The 19,913-nt window shown below is 71.7% G+C and carries 23 protein-coding genes; 7 read left to right on the top strand and 16 right to left on the bottom strand.

The annotated features are described in order from the left end of the window. Positions 1-6: 6 nt before the first annotated feature. The 4 genes from FV229_RS09500 to FV229_RS09485 form a co-directional block, all read right to left on the bottom strand. Positions 7-891: an MBL fold metallo-hydrolase gene (locus FV229_RS09500; protein ID WP_147751717.1), complete on the bottom strand. Its 885-nt coding sequence runs from the start codon at positions 889-891 to the stop codon at positions 7-9. A gap of 123 nt (positions 892-1,014) precedes the next feature. Next, positions 1,015-1,581: a cyclase dehydrase gene (locus FV229_RS09495; protein ID WP_246688123.1), complete on the bottom strand. Its 567-nt coding sequence runs from the start codon at positions 1,579-1,581 to the stop codon at positions 1,015-1,017. Continuing rightward, positions 1,578-2,750 (bottom strand): zinc-dependent alcohol dehydrogenase, encoded by a 1,173-nt coding sequence (locus FV229_RS09490; protein ID WP_147751716.1) that lies wholly within the window; start codon positions 2,748-2,750, stop codon positions 1,578-1,580. The genes FV229_RS09495 and FV229_RS09490 overlap by 4 nt, the downstream gene beginning before the upstream one ends. Positions 2,751-3,085: 335 nt before the next feature. Then, positions 3,086-5,185 (bottom strand): oligopeptide transporter, OPT family, encoded by a 2,100-nt coding sequence (locus tag FV229_RS09485; RefSeq protein ID WP_246688122.1) that lies wholly within the window; start codon positions 5,183-5,185, stop codon positions 3,086-3,088. 435 nt (positions 5,186-5,620) lie between these two features. Here FV229_RS09485 and gntA point away from each other — a divergent pair, with 435 nt between their 5' ends. The 3 genes from gntA to egtD are packed head-to-tail and all read left to right on the top strand — an operon-like array spanning position 5,621 to position 8,303. Then, positions 5,621-6,406, top strand: coding sequence for a guanitoxin biosynthesis heme-dependent pre-guanitoxin N-hydroxylase GntA (gene gntA / locus FV229_RS09480; protein WP_147751731.1), 786 nt, complete (start codon positions 5,621-5,623; stop codon positions 6,404-6,406). Further along, complete coding sequence (locus tag FV229_RS09475) at positions 6,403-7,368, top strand: methyltransferase (protein ID WP_187275105.1); 966 nt, start codon at positions 6,403-6,405, stop codon at positions 7,366-7,368. The genes gntA and FV229_RS09475 overlap by 4 nt, the downstream gene beginning before the upstream one ends. After that, positions 7,365-8,303: an L-histidine N(alpha)-methyltransferase gene (gene egtD / locus FV229_RS09470; RefSeq protein ID WP_147751715.1), complete on the top strand. Its 939-nt coding sequence runs from the start codon at positions 7,365-7,367 to the stop codon at positions 8,301-8,303. The genes FV229_RS09475 and egtD overlap by 4 nt, the downstream gene beginning before the upstream one ends. 33 nt (positions 8,304-8,336) lie before the next feature. Here the strand turns inward: egtD and FV229_RS09465 are convergent, their stop codons facing one another. Further along, on the bottom strand, positions 8,337-8,543 hold the full coding sequence (locus tag FV229_RS09465; RefSeq protein ID WP_147751714.1) for a hypothetical protein: 207 nt from the start codon (positions 8,541-8,543) through the stop codon (positions 8,337-8,339). A gap of 43 nt (positions 8,544-8,586) precedes the next feature. Beyond that, positions 8,587-8,799 (bottom strand): hypothetical protein, encoded by a 213-nt coding sequence (locus tag FV229_RS09460; RefSeq protein WP_147751713.1) that lies wholly within the window; start codon positions 8,797-8,799, stop codon positions 8,587-8,589. Between the two features lie 163 nt (positions 8,800-8,962). On the opposite strand from FV229_RS09460, the gene FV229_RS27330 reads away from it, so the two are divergent. Beyond that, the gene (locus FV229_RS27330; RefSeq protein ID WP_187273639.1) at positions 8,963-9,115 is read left to right on the top strand and encodes a hypothetical protein; all 153 of its coding nucleotides are present in this window, start codon (positions 8,963-8,965) and stop codon (positions 9,113-9,115) included. Positions 9,116-9,751: 636 nt separating this feature from the next. On the opposite strand, the gene FV229_RS09455 is transcribed toward FV229_RS27330, so the two are convergent. After that, positions 9,752-10,246 carry an Hsp20 family protein gene (locus FV229_RS09455; RefSeq protein WP_147751712.1) on the bottom strand — a complete coding sequence of 165 codons (495 nt, stop codon included), beginning with the start codon at positions 10,244-10,246 and terminating at the stop codon, positions 9,752-9,754. A gap of 149 nt (positions 10,247-10,395) precedes the next feature. Between FV229_RS09455 and FV229_RS09450 the strand changes: the two genes are divergently transcribed. After that, entirely contained in the window at positions 10,396-11,394 is a 999-nt protein-coding gene (locus FV229_RS09450) for an alpha/beta hydrolase (RefSeq protein WP_147751711.1), read from the top strand. 7 nt (positions 11,395-11,401) lie between these two features. Here FV229_RS09450 and FV229_RS09445 read toward each other — a convergent pair whose 3' ends face one another. The 8 genes from FV229_RS09445 to FV229_RS09410 all read right to left on the bottom strand — a co-directional run bounded on the left by FV229_RS09445 (position 11,402) and on the right by FV229_RS09410 (position 17,253). After that, the gene (locus FV229_RS09445) at positions 11,402-11,728 is read right to left on the bottom strand and encodes a multidrug efflux SMR transporter (RefSeq protein WP_147751710.1); all 327 of its coding nucleotides are present in this window, start codon (positions 11,726-11,728) and stop codon (positions 11,402-11,404) included. After that, complete coding sequence (locus FV229_RS09440; RefSeq protein WP_210246595.1) at positions 11,725-12,882, bottom strand: SDR family oxidoreductase; 1,158 nt, start codon at positions 12,880-12,882, stop codon at positions 11,725-11,727. Before FV229_RS09440 ends, FV229_RS09445 begins: the two co-directional genes overlap by 4 nt. A 179-nt stretch (positions 12,883-13,061) precedes the next feature. Next, a complete protein-coding gene (locus FV229_RS09435; protein ID WP_187273638.1) occupies positions 13,062-13,832 on the bottom strand; it encodes a MipA/OmpV family protein in 771 nt (256 codons plus the stop codon). 252 nt (positions 13,833-14,084) lie between these two features. After that, entirely contained in the window at positions 14,085-15,233 is a 1,149-nt protein-coding gene (locus FV229_RS09430) for an endo-1,4-beta-xylanase (RefSeq protein ID WP_246688121.1), read from the bottom strand. Positions 15,234-15,435: 202 nt separating this feature from the next. After that, a complete protein-coding gene (locus FV229_RS09425; protein WP_147751706.1) occupies positions 15,436-15,756 on the bottom strand; it encodes a nitrile hydratase accessory protein in 321 nt (106 codons plus the stop codon). After that, complete coding sequence (nthB, locus tag FV229_RS09420) at positions 15,753-16,418, bottom strand: nitrile hydratase subunit beta (protein WP_147751705.1); 666 nt, start codon at positions 16,416-16,418, stop codon at positions 15,753-15,755. Before nthB ends, FV229_RS09425 begins: the two co-directional genes overlap by 4 nt. Further along, positions 16,415-17,050, bottom strand: coding sequence for a nitrile hydratase subunit alpha (gene nthA, locus FV229_RS09415; RefSeq protein ID WP_147751704.1), 636 nt, complete (start codon positions 17,048-17,050; stop codon positions 16,415-16,417). The genes nthB and nthA overlap by 4 nt, the downstream gene beginning before the upstream one ends. Before the next feature lie 17 nt (positions 17,051-17,067). Beyond that, positions 17,068-17,253 (bottom strand): hypothetical protein, encoded by a 186-nt coding sequence (locus FV229_RS09410; RefSeq protein ID WP_147729728.1) that lies wholly within the window; start codon positions 17,251-17,253, stop codon positions 17,068-17,070. A 275-nt stretch (positions 17,254-17,528) separates the two neighbouring features. Here FV229_RS09410 and FV229_RS09405 point away from each other — a divergent pair, with 275 nt between their 5' ends. Further along, on the top strand, positions 17,529-18,035 hold the full coding sequence (locus FV229_RS09405) for an Hsp20 family protein (protein ID WP_147751729.1): 507 nt from the start codon (positions 17,529-17,531) through the stop codon (positions 18,033-18,035). Positions 18,036-18,190: 155 nt separating this feature from the next. Beyond that, positions 18,191-18,727, top strand: a complete 537-nt coding sequence (locus tag FV229_RS09400; protein WP_246688120.1) for a hypothetical protein — start codon at positions 18,191-18,193, stop codon at positions 18,725-18,727. Between the two features lie 115 nt (positions 18,728-18,842). Here FV229_RS09400 and FV229_RS09395 read toward each other — a convergent pair whose 3' ends face one another. Continuing rightward, positions 18,843-19,682, bottom strand: coding sequence for an SDR family NAD(P)-dependent oxidoreductase (locus tag FV229_RS09395; RefSeq protein WP_147751703.1), 840 nt, complete (start codon positions 19,680-19,682; stop codon positions 18,843-18,845). Positions 19,683-19,913: the final 231 nt, after the last annotated feature.

The following is a 19,913-nucleotide window of genomic DNA, read 5'->3' as shown; positions in this document are numbered from 1 at the left end:
GCTCGATCACGGTTCGCGATAGGCCGAGCCGTCTTCGGCCTGGGCCGGGTGGGCGACGTAGCGGCCGTGGTCCGGGACTGCGACGGCTTCGAAGTCTTGCGCCAGGGCGTCGAGGCCGCGACGCATCTCTGCGCCTTCCAGCGGCCGGCCGTGGCCTGTGACGACGCGCTCGGGCCGGAGCGCGGCGAGGCGGCGGACCGAGGCGGCGGCGGCGGACCAGTCGATGGTCAGGTACATCGGCGGGCCGTGGAACTCGGGCTCCTGCAGCGCGACCGCGTAGATGGATTCCTGCGCCGTTGTCACGAAGGCGTCGCCGGCGATCAGCGACCCGTCGGCCTCGCGCCAGAGCGAGACGTGGCCCGGGCTGTGGCCCGGCGTGTGGATCCAGCGCCAGCCCGGCATCGGCGGCACCGTCCCGTCCGCCGGCAGGATGACGAGGCGTGCGCCCACGTCGACCGGTTTCGTCGGGTAGAGCGGCGACAGCAGCGCGAGCGCCCCGCCGCCGACCGTAGGGTCGGGGCTTGGATATGAGGCGCTGCCGTCGAGATAAGGCCGCTCCGCAGCGTGAGCGTAGATCGGCACGTCCCACTCTTCGGCGAGGTCCTCCAGCACGCCGACATGGTCGAAGTGCCCGTGCGTCAGCACGATCGCCGCCGGGCGGGCGCCGGCGCCGAAGCGTGCCTCGGCCGTGCCCTTGATCAGGCCCTTGCCGCCGGGGATGCCGGCGTCGACCAGCACCCATCCGCGGTCGCCCACGTCGGGTGCGCCGACGAACACGACGTTGACCATCACCACCCGGCGATAGGCGAGATCGGGCAGGAGCGCGTGGCTACCGTCCCCGGCGGCCTCGCCGACGCGCGCGATGGCCCCGACCGAAACCTGTTGGACCATGTGCCTTGCGCCTTTCGCTTCGGAAGCGATCGCCGTTGAGGGGTAACCGTGCGGCCCGGCGGACAGCCGTCGGCCGGGCGTGTCGCTTGCCGGCAAATCACTGTAATTTACGGATTGCCGCTATCAGGCGGCGCCGTCGTCCCGCCATGGCCGTAACGCGTCGGGGACGCGGAAATCGGGCGGCGTCTCGAAGTCGGCGGCTGCGCCCCGCATCGCCCGCGGTGGGCGCGGAAAGCCGCTCCGGTCGCCGTAATCGTAGCGGCCGGGCGGGGAGAGGCGCTTGTCGGCCATCAGCCCCTGGGCGCAGACGACATCGAGCACGGTCACGCCGGCCACCGCCGCTGTTGCCGCGACGAGGTTGGCGCGCTGCTCGCGATCGCCGTCGAAGCCCTGGGCCAGGGTCGCGAGGTCGAGGGCGTCGCCCGCGACGCGGCCGAGGATCCACGGGGTCGGGTCGTGGCTCATGAGGATGGCGACGCCGGTCGCGACCTCGCGCACGCCGTAGCTGCGCACCAACGTCTCGCGCCCTTCGAGGCCGAGGTTGCGGCACAGGCCCCGCGGCGCCGCGAGTTCGAGGAGGCCGAGGCCGATCGAGAACCAGCCGAGGCCGCGGGCGAGTTCCTGGTGTCCGGTCTGGGCGCCGCGACCGGGCGCCGGGCGCGTCGGGTAGGGATGGCGCATCGTGCTCATGGCCGGATCACCACCTTGATGCAGCCGTCCTGCTTGTCGCGGAAGGTGCGATACATCTCCGGGCCGTCCTCCAGCCCGATCGTATGGGTGATGACGAAGGACGGGTCGATCTGCCCTTCCTCGATCCGCCGCAACAGGTCGCCGGTCCAGCGCTTCACGTGCGTCTGCCCGGTGCGGACGGTGAGGCCCTTGTTCATCAGGGCGCCGATCGGAAACTTGTCGATCAGGCCGCCGTAGACGCCCGGCACCGAGAGGATGCCGGCGGGCCGGCAGACCATGATCATCTGGCGCAGGACGTGGGCGCGGTCCGTCTCCAGCATCATCGCCTGCTTCGCCCGGTCGTAGACGGCGTCGACCGCGCCGAGCGCATGCGCTTCGAGCCCGACGGCGTCGATGCACTTCTCCGGCCCGCGTCCGTCGGTCATGTCATTGAGCCGGGCGACGATGTTCGACTCCGCGTCGTAATCGAGCACCTCGGCGCCCCCCGCCCGCGCCATCTCGAGGCGCTCGGGCACCCGGTCGATAGCGATCACGCGCTTGGCCCCGAGCAGGATCGCAGAGCGGATCGCCATCTGCCCGACGGTGCCGCAGCCCCAGATCGCCACGGTGTCCTCCGCCTGGATGTCGCACTGGACCGCGCCCTGCCACCCCGTCGGGAAGATGTCGGAGAGGAACAGCAGGTGCTCGTCGGGGATGCCGTCCGGCACCTTGATGTGCGTCGAGTCGGCGAAGGGCACCCGCAGGTATTCGGCCTGTCCGCCGGCATAGCCGCCGGTCAGGTGCGTGTAGCCGAACAGGCCCGCCGTGGTGTGGCCGAAGGCGGCGTCGCCAAGCGGCTTGTTGCGGTTGGTGCGCTCGCAGACCGAGAAGTTGCCGCGCCGGCATTGCGGGCACTGGCCGCAGGTGATCGTGAAGGGCACCACGATCCGGTCGCCGACCTTGAGCGCGGAATTGTCCTTCCCGACCTCGACCACCTCGCCCATGGTCTCGTGGCCCATGATGTCGCCCGCCTTCATGCCAGGCATGAAGTGATCGTAGAGATGCAGGTCCGAGCCGCAGATCGCGCAACTCGTGACCTTGATGATCGCGTCGCGCCCGTCCTCGATGGTCGGATCGGGAACCGTGTCGCAACGGATGTCGGTCGTTCCGTGCCAGACGAGGGCTTTCATCGGCTTCAAGCTCCCGGCCGCCGATCGGAAGGTGCGGCCCATGCGGGTGCAACCTCGGTCGCCGGGGTTGGTTCTGTGCGGTTTCGGACCGAACGGGAGCGCGGGCGGGCTGACGAAGCCTGGGCGAGAGCGGACGTTTTCGTCCTGACCCCGACGACCGATGGGGTCAGGTCTCGGATGCAGCGAGGATGGCTGGAGGAGGACGCAGCAGAAGCGCTTCAGGATCTGGTCGCGGATGAGGGCAAGTCGTCAAACGATCCTTCGCGCGGCACCTGGGCAGCGGCGGGGACTCGCCCACGACATCTGCCCCCTCCGCCAGACCTTCGAGGACGCGCCTACGCGACGGCTTCGTCCGGCTGCGCCCGCGCGGTCAGCCGGTAGAACACGGCGAGGCCGCCGGCGAAGACGGCCAGTCCCATCCACGTCGCGTAGGAGGCGAAGTCCGGGCCGACGAGGGCGAGCGCCGCGCTGCGGCCGGCCAGGGTGTCGGCGACGGCCAGGACCACCCCGACGAAGCTCTCGCCGACGAGGAAGCCGGAGGCGAGCAGGACGCCGCGGCGGCGCGCCGCCTCCGTCGCCTTGTCGGCGTCATCCCCTTGCGCCTCGGCGCGCCGGCGCAGCCTCCGCTCGGCGAGCCACCCGAGGACGCCGCCCACCGCGATGGTCATCTCGACCGACAGCGGCAGGTACATGCCGATGCCGACGGTGAGCGCCGGGAAGGTGAGCCCGCGCCGCCGCAGCCACGCCTCGACCGCGACCAGCACGGCGCCGAGCCCGGCGCCGACCAGAACCATCCGCCACGGCAGGGTGCCGTGGACGATGCCGGCGGCGATCTGCGAGGTCAGCGCCGCCTGCGGCGCGGGCATGGCGTTGGCGGCGTCCATGCCTTCACGCGGCAGCGAGCCGACGAAGCCATAGGCCTCGTAGAGCAGGGACAGGAGCGGCGCGACGACGGCCGCACCCACCGCGACGCCGACCACGAGCACCGCCTGCTGGCGCCACGGCGTGGCGTCGACGAGCTGGCCGGTCTTCAGGTCCTGCAGGTTGTCGTTGGCGATCGAGGCCATCGTGACGATGACCGCCGCCACGAGCAGCGCCATCGCGATGACGAAGCGGTCGCCCTCCGGGCCGGCGGAGCGGCCGATCAGCAGCGGCAGCAGCACCGCCGCCGCCATGGCGGTGAGGATGCCGATGCCGGAGATCGGGCTCGAGGACGAGCCGAGGAGGCCGGCGAGGTAGCCGCAGGTGGCGGCCATCAGGAAACCGAACAGCACCGCGAACACGGTGGCGGCGACGACGAGCACGGGCAGGCTTCCGCCGAGCTCGGCGCCGGACGCGAAGTTGGCGAACAGCCACGCCAGCGGCACGGTAAGCGCCAGCAGGGCGCCGCCGACCCAGGTGATCGGCAGGTCGCGCTCGCCCCGCGGGTGGTCGCGGCCGGGCAGGCCCGAGCCGTCCTTGCGCGCCGAGGCGAGCGCCGTCGCCACGCTGCCGAGGACCGGACGAGCGAGCGACCCGACCGTCCAGAGGCCGCCGACCGCAATGATGCCGGCCCCGATCAGCCGGACCTGGCCCGACCACACCGCCTCGGCCATCTCGGCGTGCGTCGCACCCTCACCCTGGCCGAGGGCGGTCAGGAGCGGCACTGCGACGCCCCAGGCGATCGCCACGCCGGTGAGCAGCGCCAGGCACGCGCCGATGCCGACGAGGTAGCCGACGCCGACCAGCGCCAGCGAGAAGCCGGTGCCCACGCGGAACACGGCGCCTCCGGCTGCGAGCGTCCCATGGACGCCGTCGGCGAGCACCCGGAAGCCGGTGGTCGCGAGCCCGATCGCGCCGGCGCCCGCCGCCGCTGCGAGGAGGTCGCGCAGGCCCCGGGCGCCGGCTGCGCCTTCGCTGGTGCGCAGCACCTCGGCGGCGGCGACGCCCTCCGGGTAGGGCAGGCCCGCGCTCGTCACCAGCGCGCGCCGCAGGGGAATCGAGAAGGCGACGCCCAGCAGCCCGCCGAGGCCGCAGACCGCGCTCGTCTGCCAGAACGGAAAGCCGTGCCAGTGCCCGATCAGTACGAGGCCGGGCAGGATCAGGATGACGTTGCACAGGGTGCCCGCGGCGGAGGCCTGCGTCTGCACGATGTTGTTCTCGAGGATGTTCGAGCCGCCGAGCAGGCGCAGGCATCCCATCGAGATCATCGCCGCCGGGATCGACGACGAGAAGGTCATGCCGGTCTTCAGGCCCATGTAGACGTTGGCCGCGATGAAGACGACCGTGATCGCGGCGCCGAGCACGATCCCGCGCAGGGTGATCTCGCGCGGACGGGGCGCGTCCGACGATCCCGCTTCCGAAGCCTTCGCTTCCAATGGCGCTTGGCCTGACGCTCGGGTGATCTGGTTTCGCGCGTCCATCGTGCCCTCGGTCCCGGCCGTCCTGCGCGACATCGACGCATCGTCTTCGGCGAAAACCCTGCCACGGGCGCCGGCTTTCCCGTCCGCGACGCTTTGCCGTCTCGCCGGCTCCGCCTTGCCGTGGAGAGCCCGTCCGCGATGATCGCCAGGAGTGCGGCGGACGAAAGGCGGCTCGCCGAGGAACGCGGTTATTCAATCGATCGCCAAAGCTGAAGCGACCATAACCTGCGTTAAACTTCGTTCTTCGCGAAAACGTCTTCGGAACAAGCCATTCGAGGCGAGGTTTCCACGGCAGGCCGACGGCAAGCCCCCAATGGGTGCTTCGAACCGCCGGCCTCCGACCTCAACGGCACGGATTCAACGCAGCCGCCTCGCAGGAGGCGGCGCGCCCGGGCGCGATCGTGACAGGTGCGTATGAATTTCCCAAAAGACATCGATCTCCCAAGAGGTATCGACCTTCCGAGCGACATCGGCTTCCCGAGGGACGATGCCGGCCATCCCCTGGCCGAGCGCTTCCGCGACCTCATCCAGAACCCGTCCTTCCCCTGCGTCGGCGCCAAGGCCGCCCTGGCGCGCGGGCAGATCCGCTTCGTCATCGGGCGTGACATCGCCGCGGCCGACGACGACGCCCGGATGCACGCCGCCCTGATGGCCTTCGTCTGCCGCTACCGGGCGCGACCGGAGCTGTTCCAGAGCCTCGTCGTGATCTTCGATCGCCCTGGCGGCCTGTCGGAAGAAGGCTTCGAGGCCCGGATGTGGGACCGGCTCCAAGCGCTGTCGGATCAGGACAGCCGCCTCGGCCACGCCTACGACGCGCGCGTCGCCCCCGACCCGCAGGACGCGCATTTCTCCCTCAGCTTTGCAGGCGAGGCGTTCTTCGTGGTGGGCCTGCATCCCGGCGCGAGCCGGAAGGCGCGCCTCTTCGCGGCGCCGGCCCTGGTGTTCAACCTGCACGACCAGTTCGAGCGGCTGCGGGCGGAGGGGCGCTACGAGCGGATGCGCGAGACCATCCAGGCGCGCGACGTGTCGTGGGCGGGCTCGGTCAACCCGATGCTGACCCGCCACGGCGAGCGCTCGGAGGCGCCGCAATACAGCGGGCGCCAAGTGCCCGACGACTGGGCGTGCCCGTTCCAGCGCCGTGCGGTGGAGCTTCGGCGCGAGGCCGGGCCGATCGCGGCGGACCTGCGCGGCGGGGCGTTCCGGGTGCACCCCGCCACTGAGCGGTCGCCATCCGCCGCGGAGCGGACGCCATGAGCGGCCCTTTCATGAGCGACCGCTTCGATGCGAACCCCGCCCTCGGCGCCCTGGTCGAGCGTTTGCGCGCCACCGGCTATGCCTTCACCACCGTGACACCCGCCACCCATGCCCGCGTCAACGCCCGCCCCCGCAACGCGCGGGCGCGCGGCTTGCGCGACGTGTTCGGCTGGAGCCGGCCCTTCGTCGAGGACCTGCTGCCGCCGGACCTGTTCGCGGCGATGCGCGAGGCCGGCGTGCTGGCCCGCGACGGCGACGCCTGGCGCGCGACGATCCGGGTTTCGAGCCTGGACGGCGGCCTGTTCGTCCACTCCGCCTACCCGCCCGACGCCACCGACGTGGTGTTCTTCGGCCCCGACACCGCCCGCTTCGTCGCGGCGGTGGTCGAGCACCTCGACGGGCGCACGGCGGCGGTCCAGCGCGCGGTCGACGTCGGCTGCGGCTCGGGGGCTGCCGGCATCGCGATCGCCCGGCGCAACCCGGAGGCCGAGATCGTCCTCGTCGACATCAACGACGCGGCGCTCGCGGCGGCTGCGACCAACGCGCAGCTCGCGGGCGCCCACGGCGTCGTGCCGTGCCGCAGCAACCTCCTCGGGGGGGTCGAAGGCGAGTTCGACCTCGTCGTCTCGAACCCGCCGTTCATGCTGGACCGCGCCGGGCGAACCTACCGCGACGGCGGCGGGGCCTACGGCGAGGGCCTGTCGCTCGCCGTGGTCGAGGCCGCCTGCGCCTGCCTCGCGCCGGGCGGCAGCTTGGTGCTGTTCACCGGCTCGGCGATCGTCGAGGGGGAGGATCCGTTCCGCCAAGCCGCGACCGCCGCCTGCGAGGCGGCCGGGCTGAGCTGGTCGTATCGCGAGTTCGACCCGGACGCCTACGGCGAAGAACTCGAGGGGCCGGCCTACGCCGACGCGGAGCGCATCGCCCTCGTCGTCCTCACCGCGACGCGCGGGAGCCAGCGATGACGCCGGAAGAGACGGCCGAGCGAGACGCGTTCCTGCGCGCCACGCTCGCCGGCCTGGGACAGACGCCAAAGCGACTGCCGGGCAAGTACCTGTGGGACGAGGCCGGCTCGATCCTGTTCGACAGGATCTGCGATCATCCCGACTACTATCCGACCCGGCGCGAGATGGCGCTGCTGCCGCAGGTGGTGCCGGAGATCGCGACGCTGGTCGGGCCCGGGGCGACAATCGTCGAGTACGGCAGCGGCGCGAGCCGCAAGATCCGCACGCTGCTCGACGGCCTCGACCGGCCGCGCCGCTACGTGGCGATCGACATCTCGCGCGACTACCTGAAAACCTCGGTCCGGACGCTGGCGGAGGACTATCCCGAGATCGCGATGATCCCGGTCTGGGCCGACTATGCCGAGCCGATCCGGCTCCCCGTCGACCTCGCCGATGGCCCGGTGCTCGGGTTCTTTCCCGGCACCAGCATCGGCAACCTGGCGCCGGCCGAGGCAGAGGCCTTCCTGGCACGGGCGCGCGACACCCTCGGGCCGAGCCACCTCCTGGTCGGGGCTGACCCGACGCAGGACGCCGACCGGCTGCAACGGGTCTACGGCGGCTGCGACGGGCTGATGCCGGCGCTCCACCTGAACTACCTCGCGCGTCTGAACCGCGAGCTCGACGCCGGCGTCGACCGCGACGCCTTCCGCCACGAGGTCCGCATCCTGCGCGACCCGTTGCGGGTCGAGGCCCACCTCGTGGCCGACCGCGCCGACACCTGGCACCTCGGCACGGACGCGATCCACTTCGCGGACGGCGAGAGCGTCCGCACCGACGTTTCGCATAAGCACTCGCCCGACGTGTTCCAGGCGCTTGCCGGACGGGCCGGCTGGACGCCCAAAAACGTCTGGCTCGATCCGGACGGCTTGTTCAGCCTGCACCTCCTGAGCCGCTGACGGTTCGGGGCCGACCCGCGCCGGATCGATCCGTCAGGGCGTGCGCTCAGAACCGGTACGGCCGCCGGCATCGCCGTCCGCCTGCGACTGGGCGATCATCGCCCGGACTTGATCGACCACGACCCGGGCTGCCTCGCGCTGGGCCTGCGCCTCCAGGCGGGCCGCTCGCGATCGCGCGATCACCGCGCGCGACTCGGCGATCACGTTCGTCGGAAGATCGGAATCGGGCGCGTCGGGCATCGCCCGGATTTACCCGGCTCCGAAAAAGTCGCAACGTCGCACGTCAAAGTGCGGCATCCTGAGGGGCCGCAGGCGACGCACCGCCGGCCACCGCGCGGACGTAGGACAGCACCTCGCGGCGCGCGTCTACATCCGAGATCGCGTGCCAGGAGGCGAGCAGGGCCGCCGTCTCGTTCATCGCGTTGGCTTCGACCTCGAAGAAGTCCGTGACCGGGCAATCCAGGGCCTCGGCGATCCTCGCCAACTTGGCGATCATAAGCCCGTTGCTCAGCTCAGCCTCGGCTATATCTGGCTTCTGCATACTGTGGCGCTTCTATCGTCTACGTTGTTGCGCGGCTTTGGCTTGCCGGCCATAGTAGCGTCGCGAGGCGACATCGATTGCGCGCAGCATTTTGCCCGAATCCAGGTAGGGGTCAACGGTGGCGACGGACACGCTCGACCGCATGGCCGAGGTCTGCCTCGAAGCGCATGCCCTGATCGAGGCCCACGGAACACCCGAGATGCGGGCGACGATCCGCCTGCTGCTGCTTCAGCTCGGCCGCGAGCTGGTTCGCCGTGAGGCCGAGTCGTAGAGGGAGCGCGAGGACCGCTGACCCCGTAGGTGGCCGACCCGGCGTCCCGGCACACGACGACCTGAGGTCCACCACCTCGCGCAGCTCGGTCTCACGCCTCCCGAGCCGGATGTCCTGTCGCAGACGGCAGCACAGGACTGGAACTTGGCCGCGCAACCTCCGGTAGGATGCAGTGAGGGGGAGGGAAGGACCGCACCATGCCGCAGATGTTCGACTGGATCTTCTTCGCCATCATCCTCCCGTTCCCCGCCTTCCTGGCCTGGGACTGGTACCGAAACCGCTAGGACGTTTTCAGTTTCGCTCGGATCGTATCCGGTGGTGGCGAAGGCGTTGGCGCGCGTCTTGGGCTGCCCCGTGTGAATTCGCTTTGCAGCTCGGCCTCGCCATGATGGCCCAGTCCGCCACCGCCCCCGAGAAGGGCGTGCGACATGCGCTGGCGGCCGTTCGAACGCTTCGACGCACCTCCCGCGGTGCCGAAGCGGGCGCGAGTCCCCCCTCACCCGCTCGGGAGGGCGGCAGTGCGGCGCCGCTCCCGTCTTGTCCGGCGCCCTGGTCGGCCCCCGCAAAGAAAAACGCCCCGACCATCAGCCGGGGCGCTCCATCTCAAGTCATGCGACCAGGGTCGGCAGACCAAGGTCAGGCGGCCTTCTGGACCTCGGCCGGGACCTCGGTGGCTGCGCCTTCGATCGCCGGCGCGCGGGTCTTGCCACCGATGGCGATCTCGATGCGGCGCGGCTTCTTCGCCTCCGGGATCTCGCGGACGAGGTCGACGTGGAGGAGGCCGTTTTCCAGCGCCGCGCCCGTCACCTGGACGTAGTCGGCGAGCTGGAACCGGCGCTCGAAGCCGCGGGCGGCGATGCCCTGGTGCAGCACCTCGGCGCGACGCTCGGGATCAGGCTTGCGCTCGCCCTTCACGGTCAGCGCGTTCTCCCGCACCTCGATCGACAGGTCGGCCTCGGTGAAGCCGGCCACCGCCACCGTCACGCGGTAGGCGTTCTCGGCGGTGCGCTCGATGTTGTAGGGCGGGTAGGTCGGCACCGCGTCGGTCGCCACGAACTGGTCGAGGGCCGAGAACAGGCGGTCGAAACCGACGGTGGAACGGTAGAGGGGAGCAAGATCGAACTGACGCATAAGACACATCCTCCGTGGAGCAACATGCTGGTTTGAGTCTATGGTCCGCCGCGTGGGCCGGACCGGGCTCGTACCGCCTGACGGCCGGTACGATCGTGATATTGGAGGGGTTCGAGGTGCGTTCAAGACCCGGCCGGACGACGGGCCAGATGCGGCAGGACGCCGCACTCCTCAGCCTGCACGACACGCCTGGAAACCCGGTCCCGCCCGGCGCCACGGTGATGGCGGTCGGCACATCCGACGACTGCACCCTGCGGGCGGCGCGCTGGTCCGCGACGACCCGGACCTGCAAGGGCACGGTCTGCCTGCTGCAGGGCCGGGCCGAGTTCATCGAGAAGTACTACGAGACCATCCGCGACCTGCGCGTCCGGGGTTTCGCCGTCGTCGCCTTCGACTGGCGTGGCCAGGGCTCGTCGGACCGTCGGGTCGACGACCCGCACAAGGGCCACGTCGCCACCTTCGACGACTACCGTCGCGACCTGCTGGCGATCCGCGACGCGGTGCTGGTGCCGTTCATGCCCGACCCGCACGTCTGCCTCGCCCATTCCATGGGCGGCTGCGTGGCGCTCACCGGGGCGCTGGACGGCTGGCTGCCGTTCCGGCGGATCGTCACGGTGGCGCCGATGCTGTCGATCAAGATGGTGCGCTCGCCGGCCTTCGCCTCGGGCGCGACGCGGCTGCTGCAGCGCCTCGGCCTCGGCAGCCGCTACGTGCCCGGCGGCGGCCCGGTCTCGATCGCGACGAAGCCCTACCCGAACAACCGGCTGACGCGGGACCCGGCGCGCTACGCCCGCAACGCCGCCGCCGCGCTCGTCGTCGGCGCCGGCGCGGTCGGCGACCCGACCATCGCCTGGACGGCGGAAGCCTTCCGCGCGGTGGCGCGCCTGCGCGACCCGCGCGTGCCACCCCGCATCGCGACCCCGACGCTGATCGTGGCGGCCGGCGCCGACCCGGTCTGCGGCACGCCGGCGGCCCAGCGCTTCGCCGCGCGGCTCAAGGCCGGCCACATCCTGGTGCTGCCCGACGCCCGCCACGAGATCCTCTCCGAACGCGACGCGATCCGGGAGGATTTCTGGGCGGCGTTCGACGCGTTCGTGCCGGGCTCGCCGGTGCGGGCAGTGGAGGATAGGCGGTTGGCGACGGCGTGAGTCCTTCTCAGGCCTCGACGCGCGCGCTCGCCAGGATCGCCACGCCGCAGGCGATGACGGCGATGCCGGCGATCATCGGCAGCGTCACCGGTTCGCCGAACAGAAGCGCACCGCCGATCGCGGCGCCGACCATGCCGACGCCGGCCCAGATCGCGTAGACGATTCCGATCGGCAGCATGTCCATGCTCGAGGACATCAGCCAGAGAGCCGTGCCATAGCCGAGGGCGACGATCAGGGTGGGGATCGGCCGGGTCAGGCCGTCGGCGGCCTTCAGCGCGAGGGTCGCGGAAATCTCGGCGCCGATCGCGACGGCCAGCGTCAGGTACGGGCTCATGCGCTGGCCGCCAGCGCGTCGCCGGCGGCGCGGGCCTCGGGCGCGGGGGGCGGCACGGCGAACATCTCGATGTCGTCGGCGAACTGCTCCACGATCGTCGCCCCGTTCGCCAGGCACACCGGCAGGTAGGCCGGCAGCGTCGGCGCGGGCGCAAAGCCCTCGGCGAGCAGGCGATCGTTGGCGAAGGTCACGTCGAGGGCGCAGAACGCATAGTACGCGCGGACGGCGCGGAGCATCGCCTGCTTCAGCGACCCGTCGAGGCCGAACACCTCGGCGAAGCGCCGGCGCAGCACGGCGCGGTCGGCGACGAGGTCGAACTGCCGGAAGGCGCGCCGTCCGTCGCTCGGCTCCGCCGCCTCGAAGGCGGCGATGACCTCGGCCCAGGTGGTGCGGCCGCGGGCGCCGGCCGAGAGGTGGTAGAGGTCGCGGGCGAGCGTCGGCTTGGTCAGGAGCCCGATCAGGGTCTCGGCGACCCAGTCGGCCGGGACGACGTCGACGTGGCTCTCCGGCGCGCAGGGCAGCATGCGCAGGGCGTCTGCGGCGCGCAGCACCCAGAGGATGCTGGAGCTCGGCCCCGCGCCGAGGCTCGCATGGCCGACGACGATCGAGGGGCGGGCGACGACGACCGGAAGGTCGGGGAAGTGCTCGGCCAGCGAGGTCTCGGTCGCCGCCTTGGAGACCGTGTAGGCGACCATGTGCCGGGCGTCGGCCGCCGGGTAGTCGTCCTCGGCGACGAATTCGTCGGCGTCGGCGCCGCAGATCATCGCGGTGCCCACATGGAGAAAGCGCTGCAGGCCCGGCATCGCCCGAGCGCGCCGTGCCAGCGCCAGCGTTCCGTCGTGGTTGGTGCGGTAGACGCGCTCGTCGCCCCACCACGAGGTGTCGGCCGCCAAGTGCAGCACATGGGTGCAGTCGTCGAGGCGCGGGTCCCGGTCGATGTCGGCCCGAGTGAAGTCGCCGGGCACCACTTCGACCTTGCGGGCGAGGCGCTGGGCGGTGAAGGCGTCGGTGAAGCGGGAAAGCCGCGCCGCGATGCGCTGCCGGCCCTGCTCGACGCCGGCGCAGCGCACGAGGCAGACCCAGGTCGCGTCGTCGCCGCCTTCGAGCGCCCGGTGCAGAACCGCACCGCCGATCAGCCCGGTCGCACCCGTCAACAGTATCCGTGGCACGGTCCGCCCCCCTCTTTCGGAGAGGCATAGACAGAAACGTTTGGATATAATCCCTGGAATCGTTGCGTCAGCGACGATCGGGGTTCGATTGTGCCCGACCAGCAACATTCACGCATTCGTGAGTATCAACACCACGTTATACCTTCGGTTGTCGCTGCACCCCGTCACCGATCGGTCCGAATCGAGTAGATCGCCCCCACAGACACCGTGACGTCGTTCGGCGTGCCGACGCGCCGGACGATCGGGCTTCCGGCGGCCGAGGCGACGAGACGGTCGTAGCGGACGGAGCCGAGCGTCCGCCACGCGTCGGACCAGTCGTAGGCCAGGGCCACGATCGCGCCGGCCGAGCGGGTTCCGCCGGTCGCGCGATAGGGCGTCAGGCGCGGGTTAGCGTTCGCGGAGGCCACCGGCACGTCGAAGTCGAGGCGCATCGCGGCGGCATCCCCGAGCACGAGGCGGGGGCCGCCGCTCAAGGTGAAGCGGCCGGCGGTGCCGACGAGGTCGGCGCCGAGCTTGGCGACGACGCCGTCATGGGCACGCAGCCCCTGCGTGACCTCGGCGCGGAGCCGCAGGACGTCGTCCACCGGCCAGACCTCGCCGAACAGGCCGAGCGCCGCCGCGACCGGGCGGCGCGGCAAGCCTGCGAGGCTGCGGTCGTCGTGCACGGAGCGGCCGCTGCGGACATCGAGCACGGCCCCGGCCTGGATCGCGGGGGCGTCCACCAAGGCGACGTCGAGGGCGTCGTCGGGCGAGAACCATTCGCGGGGGGCGTCCACCTTGCGGAAGGAGGCGTAGGGCAGCCCCCAGAGGCCGACCGCGCGGGCGCCCTGGAAGCGCGCGCCGGTCCCGGCGAAGCCCCCGACGGAGATCACGGTGCCCGGCTCGAACAGGGCCGCGAGGTCGTCGGCACACCCGGGCGACGGACCGAGGGCCACACAAAACGCGATCCATCCCGCAGCGAATCCCACGGGTGCGCGGATCGTCCTCTGCCGAGCCCGCATCCGGCCGCTCGCGCTCAAACCCGGCCTCCCACGGCTCGACCGCCGCGCGCGAACGTCCCGACCGGCCATCGCGACCTTTCACGGATCGGCCGGCTCGGAAACGGCCGGCGCGATCATTTTCCCGCGACCTCTCCGCACCGGACTCACGGCCGCAGGAACACCGTGGAGCGTGAGGGCGGGCGCGGCCTAGCGCAGCTTCGCCCGCGCCGCCGAATGGTCCGGCGCCCGGCCGAACACCGCCTTCATCGCATGCCAGAGCGGCTTGCGCTTGAACTGCGCATCGAGCGGAAGCGCACGCTGCGGCAGGCCGTCCGGACGCTTGCGGTAGGGGTGGTCGTTCAGCCAGGTGTCGGGGTCGTAGAGGTCCCAGGACATCACGTTCAGCACGGCGGGCTCGGCCGCCACCACCTCGAGGTAGGATTTCGCGAGGTCGGCGACCTTGCGATCGCGGGTGGCGACGTCGGCAGGGAACGCCCGGTCGTCGATGTCGAACTCGGTGATCTCGATGCCGAGCCCCATCGCCCCGATCTCCCGGAGGAAGCGACGGAGCTGGCCCTGGTCGATCGGCACCGTGCTGGTGATGTGCGATTGCAGGCCGAAGCGGCGGATCGGCACGCCGCGCGCCAGCATGCCCTCCAGGCGCTTGAGCACGCGGATGCGGCGCGCCTCCATCCACGGCACGCCCTGCTCGACCGCGTCCTCGTTCCAGCACCCGGCCGCCTTCGGGTCGACCTCGTGCAGGATGCGGAAAGCGAGGTCGACGTAACCGGGGCCGAGCGCCGTCAGCCACGGGCTCTCGCGCAATCCCTCCGGGCCGCCGCCGTCCTGCGACAGCACCTCGTTGACCACGTCCCAGGAGGCGATCTGCCCGCGGTAGCGGCCGGCCACGGTCTCGATCCAGCGGCGCAAAAAATCCTCCGCCTGGGGGGCGGTGGCCCGGGCCAGCAGCGGGCGCACCCAGGGCGGCAGCGCCTCGTGCCAGACCAGGGTATGCCCGCGCATCCGCTGGCCGTTGCCGCGGGCGAAGCGAACCAGGGCGTCGGCCTGCGCGAAGTCTGTCTTCCCCGGCTCGGGCCGCACCACCTCCATCTTCATCTCGGTGCCGCAGACCAGCATCCCGGCCTCCCGTGCCACCGCCTGCCGGTAGGCAGGGTCGCGCGCGAAGCGGAAGCCGGGCACCTCGGCGCCATAGGTCAGCCCGGTGCGGGTGGCGGCCGCCTGCAGGCTGTCGGCCGCCCAGGACGGCCGGCCCATCGGCCCGAACGGATCGTTCGCGGCGCGGGCCGGCGCGGCGAGAAGGCCCGCGGCGCCGGCGAGGAGGCTGCGGCGGGTCATCGGACCGACAGCGCACGCCGTGTCGAGGGCGGCACCGCGGGCTCCCTCTCCCATAGGGAGAGGGTCGGGGTGAGGGGCGTGACCTCTCCGGAAAGTTCTCATCCCTCACCCTGTCCCTCTCCCGCTCGGGAGAGGGGACCCGCGCCTACATCGGACGCATCGCTCGGTCGGCGATCCGGCGTCGTGTCGGCTGACGCGTCATTCATCGCCGGAACAGCGGATCGTTCTCCAGCGCGATCGGCAGGCCGTGCGGGGTCGCCTCCGCCGCGCGGAGGAAGGCGTCGCGGCGCGCGTCGAGAGTGTCGGCGTCGGCGATGCCGCGGGCGGCGAGGATAATCTCCAGGGCGGCGAGCCAGCGGCCGTAATCGGCCGGCGCCTCGGGGCCGTCGGCGGGGCGGATCGCGGCGCCGAGGGTGTCGGCCCACTCGGCCCAGGTGAACAGCCCCGATTCCTGCAGCGACACCACCATCGCGAAGACCTGCGCCTCCCACGGCGCCGAGAATGGGGAGGCAGGCACACTCACGTGCGGCCGCCCGCGATGTAGTGCTCGAACACCGCGACGGTGACGCGCCCGTTCGGGTCGGCGTCCTCGCCCCAGAGCTCGCTCGACGGGAAGGCTACGGTGTAGAGCCAGTCCGGGTTCTCGCCCTCCCCGTAGGCGTTGGTGTCGGGCAGGACGAAGGTGCCGTGGACGCGCAGCACCGTGCCCCTCTTGGCCCGCACGTAGCGCGGCAGGCGGGTGTGGGTCGGCGGGTGGATGTTGCGCATCGTCACCGCGTCGCCGACCGCGAAGCGCGCCGGCGCCGGGGCGGCCCGGTCGCTCGGGAAGCCGGCGCGGTAGCGCGGCTCCAGGATGTCGGCGGTGAGGACCCGGGCCACCGGCGCCGGGTCCGGGTCAGGAACGCCGCGGGCGATCTCGTCGGGCCGCGCGAGGCCGTGGGCGGCGAGCTGGCGCTCCAGCGCGTCGAGCCAGATCGCGTAGTAGCTCGACCGCAGGTAGTCGGCCGGCGGCATCGCCTCGCGGGCGGCGCGGCTGCCGTCCAGCGTCCAGGCGCCGGTGAAGCCCATCGCCATGGCCAACGCGAAGACACGGCTTTCCCAAGCTGCGTGGAACACCGGCTCGTCGGGTTCTGGCATCACCGGGCCGAGCCCATGCATGCCGCCGAGATCCTGGGCGCCGTTCATGCTGGCACACTTGTGGGAACACTTGCGGGTGCGCCCGGCAGCCCGGTGCCGATCATCGCGTCGCGGGTGACCAGGGCTGCGAGCTGGCGCTCGTCGAGGGCCTCGGTCCCGGCCGGCCGCATCGGCAGCACCATGTAGCGCAGCTCGGCGGTGGAATCCCACACGGTGATCCGCGTCGCCTGGGGCAGGCGCACCCCGAACGCGGCGAGCACGCCGCGCGGGTCGATCACGGCGCGGGCGCGGTAGGGCGGCGCCTTGTACCAGACCGGCGGCAGGCCGAGCACCGGCCAGGGGTAGCAGGAGCACAGGGTGCAGACGACGAGGTTGTGCTCCTCGGGCGTGTTCTCGACCACCACCATGTGCTCGCCGCCGCGCCCACCGATGCCGAGTTCGGCGATGGCCGGGGTGGCGTCGGCCAGAAGCCGTTCGCGATAGGCCGGATCGACCCAGGCACGGGCCACCACCTGCGCCCCGAGATGGGGGCCGACCTGCGTCTCGTAGCGCTCGACCAGCGCATCGAGCGCCGCCGGCTCGACGTAGCCCTTCTGCACGAGGATCGATTCGAGCGCCCGCACCCGCGCCTCGACGGGGGACAGCTCGCTGTGATCGTGGTCGTCGTGGTGGTGGGCCATCCGAGCCGGCGCCCGCCTCAGGCCAGGTCGAGCGAGCGCTCGAACGCGGCAGCGTTCGAGGCGTGGCCCTTCGGATCGGTCACCACGATGTCCTTGAAGCCGCGCCGAGCCAGTTCCCAGGTCTTCTCCAGGGCCTGGTCGGCGGTGCCGCACGCGAACGTCGCGGGCCGGCCCGCATGGTCGTTCGCCTTCACAGTGTACACGGCAAGCTCTCCTGATCGTTCGAATCGAACATAAACGGATGTGGCGTCGCCTGCGAGGATCGGGAAGGGGTTTTGGGACGCCGCCCAGATTCAATCGGAGAGGCCCGTGCCGCACGACGCGGCGACCTGATTTCGAGCAACGCGAATTTTTTGGGAACCGGATCATGCGTCGGTCGTTTCCCACGCGCGAGGCCCAACGACGGCTCGCGCTACGGGCGCCGGGTCAAGGCATCCGGCGACCCTTGTCATCACGTTGCTCCAAGGAGGATGTGGTCATGAGGACCCTCGATTTTGCACCGCTCTACCGTTCCACGGTCGGCTTCGACCGACTGTTTTCGATGCTGGACCAGGCCACGCAGGCCGAGGCCTCGTCGACCTGGCCGCCCTACGACATCGAGCGGGTGGCGGACGACGAATACCGCATCTCCATGGCCGTCGCCGGCTTCGCGCCCGACGAGATCGAGCTGACGCAGCACGATTCCAGCCTTCTGGTGACAGGCCAGAAGACCACCTCCGAAAACGCGCGCCAGGTCCTGCATCGCGGCATCGCCGCCCGCACGTTCCGCCAGACCTTCAACCTGGCCGACCACGTGAAGGTCGTCGGCGCGAGCCTGGAGAACGGCCTGCTCACCGTCAGCCTCAAGCGCGAGGTGCCCGAGGCGCTCAAGCCGCGGCGCATCCCGATCGGCGGGTCGCAGGACGCCGTGAGCCAGGCCGTGGGGCACGAGTCCGCCGGCCAAGACAACGCGCCGCGGATTGAGTCCACGCGCAAGGCCGCCTGAGGCGGCAGCGTGGGCGGGGCCTGAACCAGGGCCCTGCCCGACCGCGAACCGAGCCCCCCCGCGAGCCTCGCCGGGCCCGCGGGGGCATGACGACCCCTATCGCCCATCCAACCCGTAACAGGAAGCAGACCCGTATTCAGGAAGGAGGATCGTCGATGATGCAGACGCACCTTTTCCACTCCGGGGACACCGGCCCCGACATGAACGTGGGCGTCGGCCCCGGCCGGCCCCCCGTCGGCGCGCACCAATCGGGCGGCGCGCTTCCGGCCTCGGTCGAAGGCTGGCAGGCGCTCGTCGCCCCCGGCGACGTGTTTCGCCACCCGCGCGAGGTCCTGTCCCATCCGATGCTCTCGCCGGCGGACAAGCGCGCGATCCTGGCATCCTGGGCGTCGGATGCCTGCGTGCTCGAAGGGGCGCCGGGCATGCGGTGCCTCGTCGGCAGCCGGGCCGAGCCGGTCTCGATCGACGCGGTGCTCGCGGCGCTCGGCGAGCTCGACCGGGAGGTCCGGCGGACGGGGCCTCCGGCGGCACGCGCCGCACCGCGCCGCCTGCGGCGTCTCACGGACCTGCATCGCTACGTCCGCCCGAGGCGGCGCGACGACGATGACGACCCGCCGCCGTGCCCGGTCGGCGTGATGCCGCGCCCGAAGACACCCCCGAGCGCGGCGCTCGCCGCCGCCATCCCGGCCTGACGGCCGAGTCCGGTCTCGGCGCTGAGCGTGCTTGAAGCGAGCGAAAGCCCGGTGCGGCCCCGCACCGGGCTTTCGTCGTCGACGATCCGACGGCGCGGTCGCGTCTTTCGCGCGCCTAACCCTCCATCGCCCGCTGGAACGCCTCCGCATGATCCGCGTGCCAGCGCGAGAGCGCCGGGCGATTCTCGATGATGTCGCCGGCAGCCCACGCGATCCGGCGCTCGTCCTGGGCGCGGGTGGTCTCGTTGTCGGGGCACAGGACGTAGAAGTCGCCCCCTTCCATCCGATCGAGCAGGAAGGTCACGGTCTCCTCCGGCGTCCAGGCGCCGGGCGGCTTCTCGGCGACGCCGCGGGCCTTGGTCAGCCCGGTGTAGACGAAGCCCGGGATCAGCAGGTGCGCCGTGGTGCGGCCGCCGTCCCGCCCGCGCAGGTCGTGGGCGAGCGCCTCGGTCGCCGCCTTCACCCCCGCCTTCGAGACGTTGTAGGGCGTGTTGCCCGGCGGCGTGGTGATGCCCTGCTTCGAGCCGGTGACGATGACGGCGCCGGGCTTGGCCCCCGCGATCATCCCCGGCGCGAAGGCGTGGATGCCGTTGATCACCCCCCACAGGTTGGTGTCGAGGATCCGGTGCCAGGTGTCGGCGTCGGAGAACAGCTTGCCGCCCGCCTCGATGCCGGCGTTCAGCATCACCACCGCCGGCGGTCCGCTCGCGGCGACCGCCTGCGCGAACGCCTCCATCGCCGCGCGATCCCCGACGTCGAGGGCAACGGCGCGGACCTCCACTGCTGCGAGCTTCGCCACCTCGGCGCGGGAGGATTCGAGCGCCTCGCCGGGAAGGTCGGCGAGCCAGACGTTCATGCCGGCCCGGGCGAAGGCCTTCGCCGCCGCGAGCCCGATGCCGCTCGCGGCGCCGGTGACGACGGCCGCACGGCCGGGTTCGATCGCTGGATGGGTCATCGGCGCCTCTCGCTGAACTCCGCTTCGGGGTGAGGGTGGGGCGTCCGCCCGGATTGTCGAGGGCCGCGCAAGCCCTGCGCCCTGGCCATCGGCAGCGGCCTCTGCCACCGTCCGGCACGTTCCACGCACCGGGAATCGCCTGCATGCCCGCCCGCGCCCTGTCTGCCGCCCGCCCGCTGTCCGTGGCCCTCGCCCTGCTCGCCGCGCCCGCCGTCGCGCAGGCGCCGAAGG

The sequence above is a fragment of the Methylobacterium sp. WL120 genome, assembly GCF_008039465.1.
Classification (GTDB): domain Bacteria; phylum Pseudomonadota; class Alphaproteobacteria; order Rhizobiales; family Beijerinckiaceae; genus Methylobacterium; species Methylobacterium cerastii.
This window is presented reverse-complemented; position numbering and strand designations above follow the sequence as displayed.

Bases quoted from the DNA above. Each gene is read 5' to 3' on its own strand.
- FV229_RS09405 (WP_147751729.1), top strand. From the start codon at position 17,529: ATGAGGACCCTCGATTTTGCACCGCTCTACCGTTCCACGGTCGGCTTC.
- nthB (WP_147751705.1), bottom strand. From the start codon at position 16,418: ATGAACGGCGCCCAGGATCTCGGCGGCATGCATGGGCTCGGCCCGGTG.
- FV229_RS09475 (WP_187275105.1), top strand. From the start codon at position 6,403: ATGAGCGGCCCTTTCATGAGCGACCGCTTCGATGCGAACCCCGCCCTC.
- FV229_RS09455 (WP_147751712.1), bottom strand. From the start codon at position 10,246: ATGCGTCAGTTCGATCTTGCTCCCCTCTACCGTTCCACCGTCGGTTTC.
- FV229_RS09450 (WP_147751711.1), top strand. From the start codon at position 10,396: ATGCGGCAGGACGCCGCACTCCTCAGCCTGCACGACACGCCTGGAAAC.
- FV229_RS09445 (WP_147751710.1), bottom strand. From the start codon at position 11,728: ATGAGCCCGTACCTGACGCTGGCCGTCGCGATCGGCGCCGAGATTTCC.
- nthA (WP_147751704.1), bottom strand. From the start codon at position 17,050: ATGGCCCACCACCACGACGACCACGATCACAGCGAGCTGTCCCCCGTC.
- egtD (WP_147751715.1), top strand. From the start codon at position 7,365: ATGACGCCGGAAGAGACGGCCGAGCGAGACGCGTTCCTGCGCGCCACG.
- FV229_RS09400 (WP_246688120.1), top strand. From the start codon at position 18,191: ATGATGCAGACGCACCTTTTCCACTCCGGGGACACCGGCCCCGACATG.
- FV229_RS09500 (WP_147751717.1), bottom strand. From the start codon at position 891: ATGGTCCAACAGGTTTCGGTCGGGGCCATCGCGCGCGTCGGCGAGGCC.
- FV229_RS09465 (WP_147751714.1), bottom strand. From the start codon at position 8,543: ATGCCCGACGCGCCCGATTCCGATCTTCCGACGAACGTGATCGCCGAG.
- FV229_RS09490 (WP_147751716.1), bottom strand. From the start codon at position 2,750: ATGAAAGCCCTCGTCTGGCACGGAACGACCGACATCCGTTGCGACACG.
- FV229_RS09485 (WP_246688122.1), bottom strand. From the start codon at position 5,185: ATGTCGCGCAGGACGGCCGGGACCGAGGGCACGATGGACGCGCGAAAC.
- FV229_RS09460 (WP_147751713.1), bottom strand. From the start codon at position 8,799: ATGATCGCCAAGTTGGCGAGGATCGCCGAGGCCCTGGATTGCCCGGTC.
- FV229_RS09395 (WP_147751703.1), bottom strand. From the start codon at position 19,682: ATGACCCATCCAGCGATCGAACCCGGCCGTGCGGCCGTCGTCACCGGC.
- FV229_RS09430 (WP_246688121.1), bottom strand. From the start codon at position 15,233: ATGACCCGCCGCAGCCTCCTCGCCGGCGCCGCGGGCCTTCTCGCCGCG.
- FV229_RS09495 (WP_246688123.1), bottom strand. From the start codon at position 1,581: ATGAGCACGATGCGCCATCCCTACCCGACGCGCCCGGCGCCCGGTCGC.